We start from the raw sequence: 19,775 nt of genomic DNA, 5'->3' as shown, positions 1-19,775 counted from the left end.
GGTGAATTTCGTGAGCCAGCCTACGCCAGCCGTGCGTACCTTCCAAGACTTGATCCTCGCCCTCCAGCAATACTGGGCCGAGCAAGGTTGTGTGGTACTTCAGCCCTACGATATGGAAGTAGGCGCCGGCACTTTCCACACCGCTACCTTCCTGCGGGCCATCGGCCCGGAAACCTGGAACGCCGCTTATGTGCAGCCCAGTCGTCGCCCGACTGACGGCCGCTACGGCGAAAACCCGAACCGTCTGCAGCACTACTACCAGTTCCAGGTGGTGTTGAAGCCCAACCCGGACAACTTCCAGGAACTGTACCTGGGCTCGCTGAAACATGTCGGCCTGGACCCGCTGGTCCACGACATCCGTTTCGTTGAAGACAACTGGGAATCGCCGACCCTGGGCGCCTGGGGCCTGGGCTGGGAAGTCTGGCTCAATGGCATGGAAGTGACCCAGTTCACTTACTTCCAGCAGGCGGGCGGCATCGAGTGCTACCCGGTGACCGGCGAAATCACCTACGGTCTCGAGCGCCTGGCCATGTACCTGCAGGGCGTGGACTCGGTCTATGACCTGGTGTGGGCTGACGGCCCGTTCGGCAAAGTCACCTACGGCGACGTGTTCCACCAGAACGAAGTGGAGCAGTCCACCTACAACTTCGAACACGCCAACGTCGACAAGCTGTTCGAACTGTTCGACTTCTATGAAAGCGAAGCCAAGCGCCTGATCGAACTCGACCAGCCGCTGCCGTTGCCGAGCTATGAAATGGTGTTGAAGGCTTCCCATACCTTCAACCTGCTGGACGCGCGCCGTGCCATCTCGGTAACCGCGCGCCAGCAATACATCCTGCGTGTGCGCACCCTGGCGCGTTACGTCGCCCAAGCCTATCTGCTGGCACGCGCCAAGCTGGGCTTCCCGATGGCAACCCCGGATTTGCGTGATGAAGTGTTGGCTAAGCTGGAGGCTGCACAATGAGTGCTCAAGATTTCCTGGTTGAACTGGGCACCGAAGAGCTGCCACCCAAGGCACTCAATACCCTGGCCGATGCATTCCTGGCCGGTATCGAAAAAGGCCTGCACGGCGCCGGCCTGAAGTTTGCGGCGAAAAAAGTCTACGCCGCGCCACGTCGCCTGGCGGTGTTGCTGACCGCGCTGGAAACCCAGCAGCCGGACCGCAACATCAACCTCGACGGCCCGCCGCGCCAGGCCGCATTCGACGCCGAAGGCAATCCGACTCAGGCGGCACTGGGCTTCGCCAAAAAGTGCGGCGTCGAGCTGAGCGAGATTGACCAGAGCGGGCCGAAACTGCGCTTCAGCCAGGTCATCACCGGCAAGCCGACGGCCAGCCTGTTGCCGACCATCGTGGAAGACTCCCTGAACGACCTGCCGATCCCCAAGCGCATGCGCTGGGGTGCGCGCAAGGAAGAATTCGTACGCCCAACCCAATGGCTGGTGATGCTGCTCGGTGACCAGGTCATCGATTGCACCATTCTCGCCCAGAAGGCAGGCCGTGATTCCCGTGGTCACCGCTTCCACCATCCCGAGAGCGTGCGCATCACCGCGCCGGCCAACTACGTCAATGACCTGCGCGCCGCTTACGTGCTGGCCGATGCCAATGAGCGTCGCGAGCTGATCAGCAAGCGCACCGAAGAGCTGGCCCGCCTGCAGGAAGGCACCGCCATCGTGCCGCCAAGCCTGCTCGACGAAGTGACCGCCCTGGTCGAATGGCCGGTGCCGCTGGTGTGCTCGTTCGAAGAACGCTTCCTCGACGTACCGCAGGAAGCGCTGATCACCACCATGCAGGACAACCAGAAATACTTCTGCCTGCTGGACGCGGACGGTAAGTTGCTGCCGCGCTTCATCACCGTGGCCAACATCGAAAGCACGGACCCGCAACAGATCATCGCCGGTAACGAGAAAGTCGTGCGCCCGCGCCTGACCGACGCCGAGTTCTTCTTCAAGCAGGACAAGAAGCAGAAGCTTGAAGACTTCAACCTGCGTCTGCAAAACGTGGTGTTCCAGGAAAAACTCGGCAGCGTCTACGACAAGGCCGTACGCGTTTCCAAGCTGGCGGCCTACATCGCGCCGCGCATTGGTGGCGACGCCGCCTGGGCCGCACGCGCAGGCCTGCTGTCCAAGTGCGACCTGGCCACCGAGATGGTCGGCGAGTTCCCCGAGATGCAGGGCGTGGCCGGTTACTACTACGCCCTCAACGACGGCGAACCCAACGATGTGGCGCTGGCGCTGAACGAGCAGTACATGCCACGTGGTGCCGGTGCCGAGCTGCCGAGCACCCTGACCGGTGCGGCCGTTGCCATCGCCGACAAGCTGGACACGCTGGTAGGCATCTTCGGCATCGGCATGCTGCCCACCGGCAGCAAGGACCCGTATGCGCTGCGCCGTGCAGCCCTGGGCGTGCTGCGTATCCTGATCGACAAGAAGCTGGACCTCGACCTGACCCAGGCCGTGGTGTTTGCCGTCGGCCAGTTCGGTGCCAAGGTCAAGCAAGCGGGCCTGGCCGAGCAAGTGCTGGAGTTCGTGTTCGACCGCCTGCGTGCGCGTTACGAAGACGAAGGCGTGGACGTTTCCGTCTACCTGTCGGTGCGTGCCCTGCAGCCGGGTTCGGCGCTGGACTTCGATCAACGCGTACAGGCCGTACAGGCGTTCCGCAAGTTGCCGGAAGCCGATGCCCTGGCCGCCGTGAACAAACGCGTATCGAACCTGCTGAGCAAGGCCTACAACCTGGGCACTGCCGACGTGGACCCAAGCCTGTTTGCCGATGCCAAGGAGTTCTCGCTGAACTCGGCCATCGTCAAGGCCGAGAACGCCGTCAAGCCGCTGATCGCCGAGCGTAACTACGCTGAAGCGCTGGCGCGTCTGGCGTCGTTGCGTGAGCCGGTGGATGCGTTCTTCGAAGCGGTGATGATCAATGCCGACGATGCCGGCGTGCGGAAAAACCGCTACGCCATGCTCGCGCGTCTGCGTGGCCTGTTCATCAATATCGCTGACATTTCCGTACTGGGCTGATCATGTTGAAACTGCTGATTCTCGATCGGGACGGGGTGATCAATTACGACTCCGACGCTTACATCAAGTCGGTGGCGGAATGGACTCCACTGCCCGGTTCGATCGAGGCCATCGCGCAGTTGAGCAAAGCCGGCTGGACAGTGGCCATTGCCACTAACCAGTCCGGCATCGCCCGCGGTTATTACGACATTGCCACCCTGGACGCCATGCACGCGCGCTTGCGCAGGCTGGTCGCCGAGCAGGGCGGTGAGGTGGGGCTGGTGGTTTACTGCCCCCACGGGCCGGATGAGGGCTGCGCTTGCCGCAAACCCAAGCCTGGCATGCTGAAAACTATTGCAGAACATTACAAGGTGCCCTTGGCTGGGATATGGTTCGTCGGGGACAGTCTCGGTGACCTGGAGGCGGCCAAAGCCGTCGACTCTCAGCCAGTTTTGGTAAAGACCGGGAAAGGCGAAAAGACCCAGGCGAAAAACCTGCCGGTAGGCACTTTGATTTTTGACGATCTGGCGGCGGTTGCCGCAGAACTTATCAACAACTAGCCGCCCTCGACTTCCTGACCAGGGATTGTTCGGGAGTGCGCTTTTAACAGGCGGGCCGTGTCCCGCAACGGTAAATGCCGCCATGTCGATCTTGCAGGCCATCAGAACCTTTTTCTTTTACCTGCTGCTGGGCACCAGTTCGTTTCTCTGGTGCACCCTGAGCTTTTTTATTGCACCTTTCCTGCCGTTCAAGGCGCGCTATCGCTTTATCAATGTGTATTGGTGCCGCTGTGCGCTGTGGCTGTCCAAGGTGTTCCTGGGCATCCGCTTCGAGATCAAGGGCGCGGAAAACGTTCCGGAGCAGCCCTGCGTGATTCTGTCGAACCATCAGAGCACCTGGGAAACATTCTTCCTCTCGGCGTACTTCTCGCCGCTGAGCCAGGTGCTCAAGCGTGAGCTGCTGTACGTGCCGTTCTTTGGCTGGGCCATGGCGATGCTGCGTCCGATTGCGATCGACCGTGACAATCCCAAGGCGGCGCTCAAGCACGTCGCCAAGAAGGGCGACGAGCTGCTCAAGGATGGCGTTTGGGTGCTGATCTTTCCCGAAGGCACGCGTGTGCCTTATGGCACCGTTGGCAAATTCTCGCGCGGCGGCACTGCATTGGCGGTCAACGCCAACCTGCCGGTGCTGCCGATTGCCCATAACGCCGGCAAGTTCTGGCCCAAGACCGGCTGGGCCAAACGCGCAGGCACCATTACCGTGGTGATCGGCGAACCCATGTACGCAGAAGGCGAAGGCCCACGCGCGATTGCTGCGTTGAATGACCGCGCCGCGGCATGGAATGAAGCGCAGCAACGGGCCATGGGCTCATTGCCGCCGGAGCCGGTGGTGGTGGAGACACCCGCTGTTTGAACTTCTGTGGATAACCTGTGTACGGTTTGTTGGCAAATTGGAGTTTTTTGATCATAACTGGCTGATCTGGCTACATATTTCTGAAACTTATAAAATCACCAAAAACGTGCATAAGTTTTTTCCTCATTAAAAAACCGGTCCTGGTGACCGGTTTTTTAATGCACACGCAAGAGGTCGCTTTTCAGTCGTCCAACAGTGGCAGTCGCAGGATGAACGTCGAGCCCGTGCCCAACTCGCTTTCGCAGGTCACACGCCCACCGTGGCGTTCCACCACGGCCTTTACCATCGTCAGGCCCAACCCCAAGCCGTCACTGCCCTGGGCCGAGTCGAAGCGCCGATATTGATTGAACAGTTCCGGCAGATCCTGCGGGGCAATGCCTGGCCCCTGGTCGCTGATGCGGCATTCCAGCCAGCCCTGCGCGCTGCCATGGCTTAACCTGACACGGGTGTTGGCGGGAGAATATTTAATCGCATTTTCCAGCACATTGAATAACGCTCGAGTGAGCAGCGATTGATCGGCGTTCACCATGCCTTCGTCCGCTTCATCCAGATCGTGAACCAGGTGGATGCCCTTGAGCTGGGCGATAACCGCGACTTGATCGAAAGCGTCCATCACCAGCATGGCAAACAGGGTAGGTTGGAAGTGGTAACCATCAGCCTCCGCTTTCGCCAGTTGCACAAAGGACTCGGTGAGGCTCAACGCACGGCGGACCTGTTGTTCGATCTGGCCGAACACGGGCGATTCGCTCTCATGCAGATCCAACAGGGCGAGGATTGCCGAATGCGGCGCACGCAGGTCATGGGAGAGGAAGCGCAGCATGGTTTCGCGATGCTGTTGGGCTTCGCGTTCCTTGCTTAAATCCGTGAGGCTCAGCAGCCAACCCAGGGCCGTGTCACCTTCGGCCGGCAGCAAGGGCGCAAGCTCCATGCGCAGACTGCGTTGGTGGATATCACGGAACTCCACGAGCACCAGCTCAGAGAGGGCAACGCGCACGCCATTGTGCAACGGCGGATAACCCAGGTCGGCCAACTGCTCCAGCAGGTTCTCGGCGACAAGGTCATTGCCGAATACCTCGCGGGCAACGCGGTTGGCCAGCAAGATATTGCCCTTGGGGTCGGTAATCAATGTGGCCACCGGTAAGCATTCGAGACCATCGGCCATGAACCGCCGGGTATCCCGTGTGCGGCTTACGGCTTGCTCCAGGGCAAAGATACGCGCCTGCAATACATCACCCTGGCTGGCGGGCGCACGGCGGCGCTCAGGCAGCACTTTGGGTTCGTTATCCAGGCGCGCCAGTTCCCAGCCGAAGTAAGCGATGATCACGCTGAGGCGGCGCCAATTCCAGATCAAGTAGCTGAGCAGCAACCCGATCAGGCTGGCCGCAGGCGACCACCAATGGCCGAGACGCAACAGGGCCCAGGCGCCGAGCACCGCTGCGGCCATGCAGCCCAGGGTCATCCACAACGCATAACGCGGACGGTAGAGCAGCAAACCCAGCAACAACGCCACCAGTGACGTCGCCATCAGCGCCGCCAGCCAGCCGGGCAGATCGACAGTACTGTGCCCCTGCAACAGACTATCGAGCACATTCGTCTGAATCTCCACCCCCTCTGTAGTACCGGGCGTGGAAGACAGCGGCGTGACAAACCGGTCGCCCATCCCGGACGCCGTCGCCCCCACCAGGATCAGGCGATTGCGCAGTTGCTCGGCAGGCACTTCACCGCGTAACACGCTGGCGTAGGACACATGGGGTAAATCAGTCTGCGCCGCGCGCACGACTTCGGCCAGGCGCTTGTCATTCGCGGGAGCGGCGGGGTCACTGAAGATTGCATCGAACAGAATACCTGCTGGTTGCGCCGCACTCAGGCGCCCGATCAGATCGGCGTGCACGTTAGGCGGCCAGGGCCATGGCCCCAGCTGTTTCAGGCTGTCCTCATCGATGGTCACCAGCAGGATGCGTGAGTCCACGGGCAGTGGAGTGAGGCGGCGCAGGCTGTCGTATAACGGGCTATTCAAGGCCAGGCCCGGGCTAAGCGACAGGTAAGCGGTGATGGGCAACAACAGCAAACCGATCCACAACCACTCACGCACGAGACGATGAAACAAGCGCTGGGCCTGGGTAGGTTGACGTTTATCGGCCGTGCTCCAGAGCGTCATCGGTCAATGTGCCTGGGTGGTTGGTGGGTGATATGAACTGTCATGGGTCGCGGTTCCTCCCTGCTGGCTATTGTCGTCGTGGGCCGACCAGCGCACTTCAGAGAACGAAGCTTTGAGCCCAGTGAAGCTCATTTTTCGGCACGCAGGAAAAATTTTTCTGTCTGATGTTCATTCCAAAGAGCCACTGAGATCAGCACACAGCCGTTTACGTCAGCGCATGCGTCGGCTGATCCTTTTCCTAACCGTCGGGAGCCGGTATCTTTCCCCTGTCGGTACGGAGGACTTTAAAGTGTAAAACCGCTCATTAGCCCCATCGTACCGATAGATCCAGGGGGTCGACGAATCCGAGCACAATTCTTCAGATTCAAGACTGGCATCTGCGCAGTACGTGCCGACGACTGCCGTACTCTTCAAGAAGAAAGGACCCACCCATGCGTGTCGCAATACTGGATGACGAACCCGCAGAAACGCGCCGGGTAGAACAGACACTGCGACAGATCCCCAGTAACGTCGAACAGCCTTGGACCCTGCATTGCTTTGAGCGCGGCGAAGACCTGCTACGCCAACTGCGCCGGGAAACCTTCGACCTGTTGATACTCGACTGGCAACTGCCGGACATCACCGGGATCGCGCTTCTTCGCTGGACGCGTGAACACATGGAATCGCCGCCCGCCGTTATCATGCTGACCAGCCGGGATGCCGAGAGCGATATCGTCACGGCGCTGAACAGTGGGGCAGATGATTACGTCAGCAAGCCCTTTCGCCCTAATGAGCTGAAAGCTCGCGTGACGGCGGTACTAAGGCGCCATGGACTAAAGAAGTCGGCGACCCAGGAAGTGCAGAGCTTCAACGACCTGACCTTTGACGACGCTGAACTGACTGTGACCCGCTCGGGCAAGCCTATCAATCTCACTGAACGTGAATACCGTTTGGCCAGTTGCTTGTTCGCCAATTTGGCGCGGCCGCTGTCGCGCGAATACCTGTATGAACGGTTTTGGACTCACGAAGAAATGGTCTCCTCGCGCCCGCTGGATACGCATATCTATCGGCTGCGCAATAAGCTGGGGCTGACTGCGGACAGGGGGTGGCAGTTATTGACGATTTATGGGTATGGGTATCGGTTGGAGAGTGTATCGGCAGTGACTCCGGACTGAAAAAGTTGATGTTCCACGTGGAACGCTCATATCCGTTGCAGAACGTAGCTGTTCTCGAAGCCGTGCACACTGCCCAGCACATTGAAACCTTCAAAGAAACCTGTGGCTCTGAGCAGGTCGACCGTCGGACCCACCTCTGGCGAGTGCTGAAAATCGCGGTAGTCGTCTAATACGATGAAGCCGCCCGAGACTACGCTTGGCGAATACAGCAGGAAATCCAGCACCACGTTGCGCCGCGTGTGGCCACCATCGATATGCAACAGCGCAACGGAGGGCTCGAGGTTATAGAAACGTTCGGCACTCAGTTCCGAAAAGCCACGGACCACCTGTGCATCAGGCAGCATCAGGTCCTTGTAATAACTAAACTCTTCGAACTGGTTTGGCAATTCGAACGGGTCAATACCAATGACGCGACGCTCGTGGTTGCATACCTCATTCATCAGCATCAACGATTTGCCCTTCCACACGCCGATTTCCACCAAATCACCCGGTAGCTCGGCAATCAGAAACGTAAGGTAGCCCAATAAACGCACTTGATCATGGAACGACAACTCGCGACGCTCCATTGCGAGCTCAGGCGGCAAGCTGGCCTGCGCCTGCTCGAAATGCTGGCCGATAAACTCCCAGATCTGCGTGATGTTGTCAGTCAACTCCGGGCCACTGGTAAATTCGTTGAGCGCTTGAATAGTTATCATGGTTCTCTCCGCTTACTTCTAATGATTACGAGGGAAGCTCTGAAAAAGACTTCCAGAATTGATAAGACATTGAAATAACAAGCGGAGCAGTCAATCCCTGAACCAGGCATTTCGCCAGGCAACCAGGTGTTCATCCCGGAGCATCCATTTATCGACGACAGCGCTGCGTAGAGCCTCTCCGGCAGCGGCGCTGGCGCTTGGGTCAGCAAGATGCTCGCGGATAGCGGCAATCCATTCTTTTGACTTGTTCCGCACCCGAGTCACTGGCAAATCACCACGATAACAAAGGATGTCCGAGCAGATCACAGGGAAGCCGCAGGCGCCGTATTCCAGCAGCCGTAAGTTGCTTTTACAGGCGTTGAAGAAATTGTCTTCCAAAGGCGCCAACGCCAGGTCCAGATTCAAGTTGGCCAGCTGTGCAGGATATCTCTCGATATTTACGCCGTTATGGAACTCATGGACATACGGACGAAGTTCAGGTGGGCACATGCCCATAAATACCCATTCCACTTCGCCAGCCAGTTCACGAACGACATCGGCGATCACGAGCAAGTCGCCACCGTGGCTCGACCCGCCCGCCCAACCGACCCGAGGTTTGCGGCCTTGTTGGCGATGGCTCGTCAGCCCGCTCCACCAGTGAATTGGCAGGCGGTTCTCCACCACACGAATGTCAGCGTTAAAACCCTTTAACGCATCGGCCAGTGGCTGGGTCGACACCACCAGCCGGTCGCACATACCCGCAGCTTTTTTCAGGCGCTTGGCGATATCTTTGGGAAACAGTTCTCGGCTTGGGTTGCTGCTGGGCAATTTAAGAATGTAGTCATCCAGCTCAAAAACCTTGAATGCCTTAGAGAAGGCCTGGGTGTTCTGCATGATTTCCAGCTGAGGCGTACTGCATTGCCGCTGGAAAATGATCGTGTCTGGCGCCAGGCGATGCAGCTCCACGGGGCGAAGCAGCCAATTGCTTACAGTGCCACCTATCAGGCCTGCGGCTTCAAGGGCCGCGAAGGGCTGGCGAACACGATAATGTCCAATGCCGAAAGGGTCGGAGGGACAGCACAGCGCGTAAGGCAAAGAGCGACCGGCCAGCGGTTGCCAAGCGACCTCGCTACGGCATTCGTAGCCAAAGCCGCCACGTTCCAAGGTCAGGTTTGGGTTGTAGGCGGGGTCGCCAGCGAGCTGAGGCAGCCACTTCTCGTACATCACCGACTGCTCGCGCTTGAAACGCTCTTGCTTGACGTTCAACTTCGCCTTGTCGACCTTATTCTGGCTGACGTTAGCTTCGTGCATGAGAAGCGCATAAGGCGTCCAGACGATCAGTTGCCCGGCCTGGCCGACTTTCAGGCACAGATCGACGTCATTATAAGAAACCCCCAGGCTGGTTTCGTCCATGCCACCGACCTGGCGGTACAACTCGGTGCGGATCATCAGGCAGGCGGCCGTCACGGCGCTGTAATTCTGGTCAACCTGGAGACGGTGCAGGTAACCATTGGACTGCATCGGGGCACCGACGAATGCGTGGTCTGCCAAGCCACGCAAGCCGAGCACCACACCTGCATGCTGAATGGTTCCGTCGGGAAAGAGCAATTTGGCGCCGACTATCCCAACTTCCGGCCGCTGGGCGTGATGGAGCAGCGAACCAAGCCAGTCCCCATCAATGACGGCGGTGTCATTGTTGAGCAACACAAGATAATCACCACGGGCGTGGCTGACGGCAAAATTATTGATCGCCGAATAGTTGAACGCGTGGGGGTAACGCAGGATGCGCACCTTTTCGCTGTTCAGGCGCTCCATACCCGCGAACCAATTCTGTGCTTCAACCGTTTCACTGTTGTTGTCGACGATGATGAGTTCGAAGTTCGTGTAGCGGGTTTTTTCCATGACGCTTTCGACGCAGCGCATCAGCATCGGCAGTTGGTCTTTAGTAGGAATCACTATAGACACCAGCGGCTGTGAGGTGTGCTGGTAGATCACCCGGTTGACCATCGGCAAAGGTCCTGGGCGCAACTCATGAGCCACGCCCAGACGTTGCAGGTGCGCCTCGACGATAGCAGCGCTGTACTTGACGACCTGGGGTTCGACCAGCCACTGGCCGAAGTTGATTGCATGATGTACCAGCACTTCACTGAGGTGTCCGACAGTGCCCAGTCCATTAATTTCAATCAACCGATACAGCAGATCGTGGGGTGCCAGTTCGGCAAAAGCGAGATCGAAGCCATTAGCATCCAGCGCGGCCGTTCGGTTGAAGGCCAACGCTCGGCCGACATACGGATAACTGCGCAACAGGTCCAGGTTCAGGTCCGGCTTGAATATCGGGTCTTGGCAACCCTCTGGGGTAAGCGTGTCTTCATCGCTGTAGCACACGCTGATACCCGGGTTCAGGGCTATACCCTCGGCGAGTAGCAGCAGTGCGTGGGGGTCGATTTGGTCTCCACCCCGAAGCAAATAGCACCAGTCGACATCGATCCCTTGCAGCAGCTCATTCAGCTGGCTTGGCCAGCACTCAGCGAGCGGCAGCCAGACCAAATTGTCGGCTGCCGCTACCCCGACAGGCTCGGCGTTAGAAAGCACCGCGATGGCTGCCGCGCCGTAAAGCTGGCGATCAATGCTTTCCAGGCTGGAACGTAACTGCGCAATGTCACCTGTGGTATCAGTCAACACCACCAGAATGTTTGGGTGCTGCTGCCAATTCGCAAGCCGTGCGGGCAAACCTTCGAACTCAGCGGCGGATAGTTGCCGGGTATCCAGCCAGCGACGATACAGATTGATATCGCGTTGCTCTTTACCCACATTCGCCAACACGCCAAAAAAACGTTCCAAAGCGTGGGCCATGGTGCCGTCCAACTGACCGCATTCAGTTTCAAAATCTTCGTCGGTCAAATGCATCTGTTCTAAGTGAGCCAACACCTCTCTACGCACAAAGAACATGGTACCGGCAAAAAAATCTGCCTGGCCTATTCGCTGTGGATCAATGCCAGCACGCTTAGCGAGAGTAAGGAGGTGAGAGTAGTTGGCCTCACTAAGGTTTTTGGCCACCGCCTGTCGGTAAGGCTCAGTGCCGAGTAGCGGATGATGCATTGGGTCGGCAAGGTACTCTACTGATTCCCTGAAGCGCACAGGGTTTAGCAGATCATTGAAAAGGTCTTGGGCCCAAGCGCTTTCCATGTGCAGCGAACGCTTGGTGTGGAGTTTGACCACCGTCTGGATGTTGTCTGCACGTAAAAACGGCAGCACTCGCAGGAACGGCAAAATATCCCTTCCGTGATTGGGTACCCGATACAACGAATAGCTCAGCCCGCTCGCTGCCAGCAGGTCGCCCACCTCTTTATCATTACCTCCCACGCAGGTGACGTAGAGGTGCAGGTGTTCATTCAATTGCGTCAACCGGCGCAGGATTTCCTGCAGCTCACCCGGGTAATACGCATGGATGACGACTCCGATTGGCGGCTCACCGTCTTCAAGCCAAGGTTGGCCCAAGAACAGGACTTCGCACTGCTCGGCGAAGGGGATAATGCTGCCGGCGGTATAGAGGTTCAGGCTGTCAGGCGCCAGGTAAGCCTCTCGCAACCGAAACAGTTGAAAGGCCTGGCCGGCTGACAAGGGCGCTCGGCGCACTTGCCTTAACGGCTGTGGGTTATACAGCCCCAGAGCACGTATCTGCTTGACGAACCTTGCACGACCCTCGTTGAATAAGTCTTGCATGTCTGGCTGTTTCTGGCGCTGTTCGACGTGATGGCGAAAGAGCGACAGAGGCTCACTTAGAAACGCCAAGTGGCCGTGTTGCAGCAAGTTCACATACAACGCCAGGTCGTTGATCGCATCAACGAGCACGCCTCCAAGGGCGCAAATATTCGGGACTTTGTCTATCACCTGAACCCGGCGAAACATGACGGTGGTGGGTTCGCCAATGAAGTTAACGGGCCAGTCGCAGAGCAGTGAAGTCAGGTCGGCGCCATGAAGGCAGACATCCTCGTCAAATACTTTAGACGTCTCGAGGATATCCGGCAGCGTCTCGCCCTGGGCATCTATCAAACGGCGCCGCGAGGTGACCAGCGATATGTCGGCGCGGGCATCCAGCACAGCGGCCATGCGCGTTACACAATCTGTCAGTAATACGTCATCGTCGTTGAGAAACTTGATGTACTCACCCCTGGCTTCTTCCAGGCCGCGGGTGAGATTGAGCAGACCGCCCAATTGCTGTTCGTTTTTCAGGTAACGAACCGGCACCGTGGTTTGTGCGGCAAGACGTTCAGTGATCAAACGAATACCATCGCCGCGACAGTCGTCGGTGACCACGATTTCGATATTGGCGTAGCACTGGTTGATCGCACTGTTCAGCGCTACTTCGAAGAAGCGCGGGTTGTGAGCCGGTATCGCAATGCTGACAAGCGGCAAGCGTTCAGCCAAGAGGGGATTTGTCATGCTCACACCAATTTGCACAAGGGATGAAGGTAGGACTCGCTTAAGCCGCTTTCACTGCCTGGCTGACAGCCTGACTCTTTGCCGGCCGGCCTATACGGTGCCAGTAATTGTTCTTGGGTCATTGATTCACCTGCTTTTCAGCAAGCAGCTCAGCCAGGCACTCGATCACTCTCTGGATGCTTGCATCGTTCAATGAAAGGTGGAATGGCAAACCCAGCAGACGTTCGGCCAAGAGGTCAACAATTGGCAGCGGGCCCATCGCGCACGCCTGAAAGGCCGGGTGTCCCTGGAGGGGAGGGCAGTACCAGCGGCGGGTTTCGATGTTTTTGCCCAGCAGCCGCAGTTGAATATCAGCAGCCTGGAATCCCGGGGGCAGTAGCACCAGCATCAAGCTGTAAACGCCATCCATGGGTTTGGCCTGGAGTTTCAACGCGGGAATTTTTTCCAGAAGCCGTTCAGTGTAGCGCTGATGTAGATTGCGCCGTGCTTGAGCAACGGTTGGCCAGTTGTCCAGGGCAGCCAATGCAACTGCGGCGTGATATTCGCTCATCTTACCGTTCTCACCCGCCTCGAAGACGAGCCCGCCGCTGTGTGCATCGATACCGAAGTTACTCAACGCTCGCATGCTCTGGGCATAGGCAAGGTGCCGCGACGCGACGAAACCGCCTTCTCCACTACCGAGGGCCTTAGTGGCGTGCAGGCTGAAGGCGACTTTGGTGGTCAGGCCAATCTCCTGGTTACCCCAGGCACCTGCGGCGTCGACAACAACAGGAATGCCGGTTTCGGCAGTGAACAGGTCCCACCCTGTGACATCCTGGGGGCAACCGTAAGTGGACACCGGCATCACTGCGTCGAATGGCGTTTCAGCAAGGGCTACGCGTGCGATAGCGGGCGTCAGTAACCAGCTTTCGGCGTTTACGTCACTGATCAAGGGAGTGAGCCCTGCCCGGATGATCGCAGTTGCCGTGGCGACGAATGTCAATCCGGGCACCAGTACGCGCGCTCCACGGCGTAGCTTCAACGCTTCCAAAGCTATTTGCAGCGCACAGGTGCCATTCGCCATGGATACAACGTGCACCTGCGTTGGCTCCCGACTGAATGAGAGCGACAGCCGACGTTCGAGCTCGGTTACAAGCGGTCCGAAGTTGGTGTACCACTGGTTTTCATCGATTTGCTGCCAGTAAGTGAGAATCTGCTCGACTTTAGGCATCTCAGGAACTAACAACTTGATGATGCTTTTCATGGTACACACTGCCGTCAATGAAATGTCGTCCTGTATGATCAGAGGAAGGCTTAAGCAGAATTCGCGCCAACTTCCAACTGCCATACCTCTGACGGCAAGTTCCACACTGACGCCATCCTTCAGCGAGAAGCCCGGCCAGACGCATTATCCTGCTGGCTGCCTGGATGAGCAGGGTGGAGAGCTTCTTTGGAGGCATCAAGGTGTATCCGCGCGATGGCAACTCCGCCCCCGGCCTTGACCTGAAAAGCGAAATGGCAACATTATGGATTACGTAATACTCAGCCGACCCGATATGTTTGGAACGCAGAGGGAGAAAAAGTTTTGAACAAAGCTCAATGAATGCGCGAGACGCTTGAGTACGTAAATAAGAAGTCAGTTATTTCGATAACAGCATACTAGAATACTCAACACACTCCCGATACTGACAACGTTGGGCCGTAGCATTGCTCAGACCACGGATAATTCAGCTAACACTTTAGGAGCTGATATGAAAATTTACGCAATTGTAGGCGCGGGCGGTTTTGGCCGTGAAGTTGCACCTCTGGTCAACACAATGCCGAGCATAATAGATCAAGATAGTTTCAGAGTTATCTTCGTGGTCGATAACTCGAAAGATCAGACTATTAATGGCTATGATGTGGTGAGCAGGGAGTCTTTCTTAAACATGGAGGGGGATAAATTTTTCAACATTGCCATCGCTGACAGTAAACATAGACAGGAAATCTCCGAACACCTTATTTCGGCGGGCATCACTCCATTTACTATTTCAGCGTTGAATGCGGTAAATTTGAGCCACAATACTATTGGTCAAGGCGCTGTTCTCTGCCCATTTACCACTATCACTGCGAATGCAAAAATCGGTGATTTTTTTCATGCAAACATTTATTCGTATGTTGCTCACGACTGTGTGATCGGTAACTTTGTGACGTTCGCCCCTAACGTGCATTGCAATGGACGTGTTGTCATCGAAGATCATGCCTACATTGGAACTGGCGCGATCATTCGTGAAGGCTCACCCGACAGACCAATCGTTATTGGTGAGGGCGCCGTTGTTGGGATGGGGTCCGTTGTAACGAAAAGCGTGGCACCCTATACAACAGTCTTTGGTAATCCAGCAAAGCCCATGCGCACCGCTCAACCGTAAATCAACGCGAATAGATAACCAGGTCCAAAAGGGAAGGGCTATCGGCAGGATCGGTCAGTTTCCAATCAGCGCCCTGTCCGGCCTCGCAACGCTACAGCACCCGCAAATACCGCTCCAACTCACCCGCATTCACCGGCTGCCTCAGCATCCCCAGCAACTGAATATGATGGGTCCTGGCCCAGGCAAATATTTTCGGCTGATCGGCGAAGGTGAAGTCACCGAGTAATAAAAAGCGCTTTATCAGGCAGCCGTGACTCAGCGTGCGGATGTGCTGTTCGTCGGCAGTGCCAATCTTGAAACCGTCGACGATAAAGCAGTCGATCTGTTGGGTTGTTGCCAGGGTACGCTTCACTTCCTTGATCGATGAGCACAGGCCGATCCGAAAGTAGCCGACGTCGTTCAACAGCGCGCTGTATTTCAGCAGGACGCCGGCGTGACGGCACAGCACCAGGATGTTTTTCTGCTTCACGCACTTGCCGTTCATGTTGATGATCCGTGTAGGTCGATGAACGCATAATCGAAGGTGCGTCAGCTGCCGGCCATCAGGCAGTTCTTAAAAGTGGATGAGGGTTACTGAAATTTCCCGGCGTTCACGCAGTAGGTCACCAGGGCCTGGTCGGTGGTGACTTCCAGCTTGCGCATGGCCGAGACCTTTTGTGCGCTCACCGTTTTACTGCTGCGATTAACCATGCGCGCGATAGCAGTCACGCTGTGGCCGGCGACGAAGAGGCGCAGCACCTCCATTTCTCGCAGGGACAGGTCGGCAAAGCGCTCGTTGACCTGCTGCGGGTTGTGCATCACCGAGGTGGCATCCTGCACGGGACTCTGATAATTACGGCGCGATGCGATAGCGTTGAGAGCGTTCTCGATTTCTTCGTGCAGGTGGTTTTTTTGAATCACGCCCATCACGCCCAGTTCATGCAGGCGGGTCACGATCAGGCTGTTGGACATCATGGTCAGCACCAGGATCTGCGTGTCGACGAACCGCCGGGTGAGGTACTCGATCAGTTTGAGGCCGTCGCCGAATGTGGAGTCGCCGGGCATGTGGAAGTCGGTGATGACCACCTCCGGTTTTTCGCTCTGCAGCTTTTCGATCAGTTGGCTGGAGCTGGTGGCTTCGCCGACCACTTCAAAACGTCCGTCGCGCTGGATGACTTCACGCACGCCGAGCAGCACGATGGGGTGGTCGTCAGCAATCACTACGTTGATTTTCTTCATGTCTACCTGTCCGATGGTTGGCCCTGTGAGCCAGGGTTGAGCGCGAGGGCGTCCAGTACCGCTTCCAGGCGCTGTAGCAGGTTGCGCACCCGCGTGACCAGGCTCGTGGTTAGCGAGCCTTTGTACAGCGCCTCCTCCAGCGCATTGCAGGCAGCGCTCAAGCGCGAAGCACGCACCGATGCGAGGGAGCCATTCATGCGGTGCAAGTGCCGCACGACCTGTTCCTTGTCAGCGGCGTCGAGGCCCTGGCGCGTCAAGCGCATGTCGTCCTGCATGGTGGTGATGAACAACTGGTGCATGCTCGCGGAAAACGAACTCCACCCGTCCATATCGCCCTGCTGCAGGCGGGGATATTCGAGCGGCTCGACCCCGCGCTCGCCGCAATAGCGCAGCAGGGTTTTGCGCAACGCATCCAGGCTCAAGGGTTTGACCACCCACGTGTCCATGCCCGCTGCCAGGCACTGCTCGCCTTCTTCGCGCAGGGCATTAGCGGTGACGCCAATAATCGGCATTTGCCCGTCGCGTTCGCGCAGGGCTCGGGTCAGGCCATAGCCGTCGAGCCGTGGCATGTTGATGTCGGTGATGATCAGGTCAAAGGCGCCAGGCGACCAGCGTTGCAGCGCGTCTTCACCGTCTTCAGCGACAACGACGGCGGCGCCCAGTGCTTCCAGTTGTTCCTGCAAAATGGCGCGGTTGATCGGGTTGTCTTCAGCCACCAACACTCTTAGCCCCACAGGCTGGGCGATGGCGGTTTCGGTTGCTCCGTACGGCTTGACGCTGCCCGGGCGCGCTTGCGACAGCGTACGGGCAATACCGCGTATGTCGTAGGCGTTAACCGTCCAGCTCTGCGCCAACGCGTGGGCATACGGTGCGCCGAGTTCGGTGGCGGTAATGTGTCGGCCCTTCCAAACCGCTTGCTGGCCGGGCCCGGTCACGCTGTCCAGCAGCAATTCATTTTCATCACCCTCGTAACCCGACGGCAGTGCGAGCGCGCGAGCGCCCCAACGGTTAAGCCAGTCGATCAGCGATTGCTCAAGCTCCTTGAACGGTGCCCGTACGTAAACCGCCAACCCTTGCAGCTCGATGGCCGCACACTCCGGCAATGGGCCGGGGACGATGGGCAAGCGCTGATACAGAGAGAAACTGCTGCCCAGCCCCGGCTCGCTGACCACCCGCAGTTGCGCGCCCATCAGCTCGCTCAAGCGTGAGCAGATCGACAAACCAAGACCCGCTCCGCCCGCCTGCTGGCTGCCAGCCAGTTGCGAGAACGGCTTGAACAATTGCCCCAGTTGCTTTTCGCTGATGCCGGTGCCGGTGTCGGACACCTGCCATTGCAACGTTGCGTGATCCGGCTCCAGGTCCGTCACCTTGAGGCGCACGATTACCCGTCCGGAGTCGGTGAACTTGATCGCATTACTGAGCAAGTTATTGAGGATCTGCCGAATGCGCCCAGGGTCGCCGCTCATCAGCGCCGGCACGTTCGCGTCCACACAGGCGAAGACCTGCAAGCCTTTGTTGAGCGCGGCGGCCGCGTAGCTGTTGACCGCATCTTCGAAGATGTCCAGCGGGCAGAACGCCACGGTTTCCAGCGCCATCTGCCCGGACTCGATTTTCGACACGTCCAGCACATCGCTGATCAACTGAAACAACACCGCCGAGGAGCGCTCGATGGTCTGCAGGTAGTCTTGCTGGCGGGCATCGAGCGGGGTCAGCCCCAACAACTCCAGGTTGCCCAGCACGCCGTACAACGGCGTGCGGATTTCATGGCTCATGGTCGCCAGGAACAGCGTCTTGGCCGCACTCGCCTCGTCGGCGGAACGCTTGGCCTGCTCCAGCAACTGCGCATCGTCGACATGCCGGGTGATATCGTTGAACCCGCAGAGCACCACGTCTTCGTCCTGATAGCGACTGAACCTGAACGACACCAGCAAATGCCGCCCGGCCACCTCGATTTGCATCTCACGCGGGTCTTCGTTGCGATAGTCGCGGTTGAGCAGGCCGATCAGCTCTGCGGTTCCTTGCCATTCCTGGGCGCGCTGGTTTTCCAGCAGCACCTTGCTGTTGTTGCGCTGCACCACGCAAAACCCCACCGGCGCGCTCTGCAGCATGGCGCGGTTGAATTCCTCGCTTTCGGTCAGCAAGCGTGTGGCGCGTAACGCCGGCTCGACGATGCCAGCGCGGTACCAGCGGTTGATCCGCCAGCCCAGGAACACTGCGAGCAGAAACGCCGCCGCCGTGCCCAGCAATGACCACTTGGCGAAGCGAAAGAAGTTTTCATAGCTGATGGTGTACAAACCCACCCATTGATCCTTGCCGGTGGACACCACCTTGAAGCGCAAACCTTCGGCGCCCAGACTCATGCCCACCGGCAGTGACGCTGAATCCTTGGCATCACCCAGCAATATTTCGCCTGCCGGCGAGATCAGGGTGACGCGGTGGTCGATCGGGCGTATCAGCAAGCGGTCCAGGTCGTTGATCTGCCCGGCGTCCAACAACGCCGCGACCGTCAGCAGGCCGTCATCCCTGTGTTCGGGCATGACCAACGGATTAATGTCCAGGCCGATAAACGCCACAATCGTTTCGGAACCCTGCAACAGCCCTGGGGGGGCGCGCATCCAGCTCACACGCCGGTTGTTGAGTTGTTCGTGACGGGGGAGGAGCCCTTGGTGGAGGCGCGACGTCACGTCAAAGAAGTTGCTCTTGAGCAACACCGATGCCTTGCGCGTGCCATCGACGCCCGGAATCGCGATGTTGAACTGGTCGGTCGGCGAAAACAGGAATATCTGCGGCGCCGAATAGAACGAGCTGGCCCAGAATGCGCTGTAGTAATCGGTCAGTTGCACGCCCAGCGAATAACCGCCCTGCAACTGCTGCAGGTCGTAATGCTTGCGCTCGCTCAGGGTAAACGGCTGGGACAGGGCCAGGCCGTGGTTCTGGAACACGCGCTCCTGGCCTTTCTGCAGGATCTCGACACGGGACACGGGGCGGATGTCGGTCAGGGTGTTCTGGTTGCTGCGGTCATACGCACTGGCGACGCTGCGCAAAAACGTGTCGTACTCGTGGATGCTTTCGATCAGGCCCGAAAAATGAAAGTCGACCTTGATCCGCTCTTCGTCCAATACCCGTTCGACCGCCCAGTAGCACATGCTGACCAGCAGCACGGTAAGACCGGCGAGTACCAGCAATAGCTTGTTGATTCGTTGAGAGCTCAAGGCGAAGACGCCGAACTTCAGGCTTGCATTTTTCATCACCGACGCCCCGGGTGCAGGAATGAGGCGGCGGGGAGTATCTCCGCCACTGTTGCCATTCCATGGCGCGCTACAGGTAGACAATT

General features: G+C 58.1%; 13 protein-coding genes. 6 read left to right on the top strand and 7 right to left on the bottom strand.

What is annotated here, in order from left to right:
• Positions 1 to 10 precede the first annotated feature (10 nt).
• From glyQ to BFP96_RS15000, 4 genes are all read left to right on the top strand, one after another.
• Positions 11 to 964, top strand: a complete 954-nt coding sequence (gene glyQ / locus BFP96_RS15015) for a glycine--tRNA ligase subunit alpha (protein ID WP_065936501.1) — start codon at positions 11 to 13, stop codon at positions 962 to 964.
• Positions 961 to 3,015 (top strand): glycine--tRNA ligase subunit beta, encoded by a 2,055-nt coding sequence (gene glyS / locus BFP96_RS15010; protein WP_065936500.1) that lies wholly within the window; start codon positions 961 to 963, stop codon positions 3,013 to 3,015. The genes glyQ and glyS overlap by 4 nt, the downstream gene beginning before the upstream one ends.
• Positions 3,015 to 3,554, top strand: a complete 540-nt coding sequence (gene gmhB, locus BFP96_RS15005; RefSeq protein ID WP_170876013.1) for a D-glycero-beta-D-manno-heptose 1,7-bisphosphate 7-phosphatase — start codon at positions 3,015 to 3,017, stop codon at positions 3,552 to 3,554. The genes glyS and gmhB overlap by 1 nt, the downstream gene beginning before the upstream one ends.
• Before the next feature lie 82 nt (positions 3,555 to 3,636).
• A complete protein-coding gene (locus BFP96_RS15000; RefSeq protein ID WP_065886717.1) occupies positions 3,637 to 4,407 on the top strand; it encodes a lysophospholipid acyltransferase family protein in 771 nt (256 codons plus the stop codon).
• Positions 4,408 to 4,588: 181 nt separating this feature from the next.
• Here the strand turns inward: BFP96_RS15000 and BFP96_RS14995 are convergent, their stop codons facing one another.
• Positions 4,589 to 6,565, bottom strand: coding sequence for a CHASE2 domain-containing protein (locus BFP96_RS14995; RefSeq protein WP_065936499.1), 1,977 nt, complete (start codon positions 6,563 to 6,565; stop codon positions 4,589 to 4,591).
• Between the two features lie 431 nt (positions 6,566 to 6,996).
• Between BFP96_RS14995 and BFP96_RS14990 the strand changes: the two genes are divergently transcribed.
• A complete protein-coding gene (locus BFP96_RS14990; RefSeq protein WP_065936498.1) occupies positions 6,997 to 7,719 on the top strand; it encodes a response regulator transcription factor in 723 nt (240 codons plus the stop codon).
• A gap of 26 nt (positions 7,720 to 7,745) precedes the next feature.
• Here BFP96_RS14990 and BFP96_RS14985 read toward each other — a convergent pair whose 3' ends face one another.
• From BFP96_RS14985 to BFP96_RS14975, 3 genes are all read right to left on the bottom strand, one after another.
• Positions 7,746 to 8,414, bottom strand: coding sequence for a class I SAM-dependent methyltransferase (locus tag BFP96_RS14985; protein ID WP_065886714.1), 669 nt, complete (start codon positions 8,412 to 8,414; stop codon positions 7,746 to 7,748).
• A 90-nt stretch (positions 8,415 to 8,504) separates the two neighbouring features.
• Positions 8,505 to 12,836, bottom strand: a complete 4,332-nt coding sequence (locus BFP96_RS14980) for a glycosyltransferase (RefSeq protein WP_170876012.1) — start codon at positions 12,834 to 12,836, stop codon at positions 8,505 to 8,507.
• A gap of 118 nt (positions 12,837 to 12,954) precedes the next feature.
• Positions 12,955 to 14,079, bottom strand: coding sequence for a DegT/DnrJ/EryC1/StrS family aminotransferase (locus tag BFP96_RS14975; RefSeq protein WP_065895302.1), 1,125 nt, complete (start codon positions 14,077 to 14,079; stop codon positions 12,955 to 12,957).
• Positions 14,080 to 14,566: 487 nt separating this feature from the next.
• On the opposite strand from BFP96_RS14975, the gene BFP96_RS14970 reads away from it, so the two are divergent.
• Positions 14,567 to 15,223: a NeuD/PglB/VioB family sugar acetyltransferase gene (locus BFP96_RS14970; RefSeq protein WP_065936497.1), complete on the top strand. Its 657-nt coding sequence runs from the start codon at positions 14,567 to 14,569 to the stop codon at positions 15,221 to 15,223.
• 91 nt (positions 15,224 to 15,314) lie between these two features.
• Here the strand turns inward: BFP96_RS14970 and BFP96_RS14965 are convergent, their stop codons facing one another.
• The 3 genes from BFP96_RS14965 to BFP96_RS14955 form a co-directional block, all read right to left on the bottom strand.
• The gene (locus BFP96_RS14965) at positions 15,315 to 15,707 is read right to left on the bottom strand and encodes a hypothetical protein (protein WP_065936496.1); all 393 of its coding nucleotides are present in this window, start codon (positions 15,705 to 15,707) and stop codon (positions 15,315 to 15,317) included.
• 86 nt (positions 15,708 to 15,793) lie between these two features.
• Positions 15,794 to 16,441: a response regulator transcription factor gene (locus BFP96_RS14960; RefSeq protein ID WP_065897826.1), complete on the bottom strand. Its 648-nt coding sequence runs from the start codon at positions 16,439 to 16,441 to the stop codon at positions 15,794 to 15,796.
• A gap of 2 nt (positions 16,442 to 16,443) precedes the next feature.
• Positions 16,444 to 19,689: a hybrid sensor histidine kinase/response regulator gene (locus BFP96_RS14955; protein ID WP_065936495.1), complete on the bottom strand. Its 3,246-nt coding sequence runs from the start codon at positions 19,687 to 19,689 to the stop codon at positions 16,444 to 16,446.
• Between the last annotated feature and the right edge of the window lie 86 nt (positions 19,690 to 19,775).

It is taken from the genome of Pseudomonas sp. 34 E 7 (assembly GCF_900005715.1).
GTDB classification, from domain to species: Bacteria; Pseudomonadota; Gammaproteobacteria; order Pseudomonadales; family Pseudomonadaceae; genus Aquipseudomonas; species Aquipseudomonas orientalis_A.
The sequence above is the reverse complement of the archived record's forward strand: the minus strand, read 5'-3'. Positions and strand labels throughout refer to the sequence as shown.

What these genes read in the sequence shown, in the direction of transcription:
- glyS (WP_065936500.1), top strand. Translation starts at nt 961, where the DNA reads ATGAGTGCTCAAGATTTCCTGGTTGAACTGGGCACCGAAGAGCTGCCA.
- BFP96_RS15000 (WP_065886717.1), top strand. Translation starts at nt 3,637, where the DNA reads ATGTCGATCTTGCAGGCCATCAGAACCTTTTTCTTTTACCTGCTGCTG.
- BFP96_RS14995 (WP_065936499.1), bottom strand. Translation starts at nt 6,565, where the DNA reads ATGACGCTCTGGAGCACGGCCGATAAACGTCAACCTACCCAGGCCCAG.
- BFP96_RS14990 (WP_065936498.1), top strand. Translation starts at nt 6,997, where the DNA reads ATGCGTGTCGCAATACTGGATGACGAACCCGCAGAAACGCGCCGGGTA.
- BFP96_RS14985 (WP_065886714.1), bottom strand. Translation starts at nt 8,414, where the DNA reads ATGATAACTATTCAAGCGCTCAACGAATTTACCAGTGGCCCGGAGTTG.
- BFP96_RS14980 (WP_170876012.1), bottom strand. Translation starts at nt 12,836, where the DNA reads ATGACAAATCCCCTCTTGGCTGAACGCTTGCCGCTTGTCAGCATTGCG.
- BFP96_RS14975 (WP_065895302.1), bottom strand. Translation starts at nt 14,079, where the DNA reads ATGAAAAGCATCATCAAGTTGTTAGTTCCTGAGATGCCTAAAGTCGAG.
- BFP96_RS14970 (WP_065936497.1), top strand. Translation starts at nt 14,567, where the DNA reads ATGAAAATTTACGCAATTGTAGGCGCGGGCGGTTTTGGCCGTGAAGTT.
- BFP96_RS14965 (WP_065936496.1), bottom strand. Translation starts at nt 15,707, where the DNA reads ATGAACGGCAAGTGCGTGAAGCAGAAAAACATCCTGGTGCTGTGCCGT.
- BFP96_RS14960 (WP_065897826.1), bottom strand. Translation starts at nt 16,441, where the DNA reads ATGAAGAAAATCAACGTAGTGATTGCTGACGACCACCCCATCGTGCTG.
- BFP96_RS14955 (WP_065936495.1), bottom strand. Translation starts at nt 19,689, where the DNA reads ATGAAAAATGCAAGCCTGAAGTTCGGCGTCTTCGCCTTGAGCTCTCAA.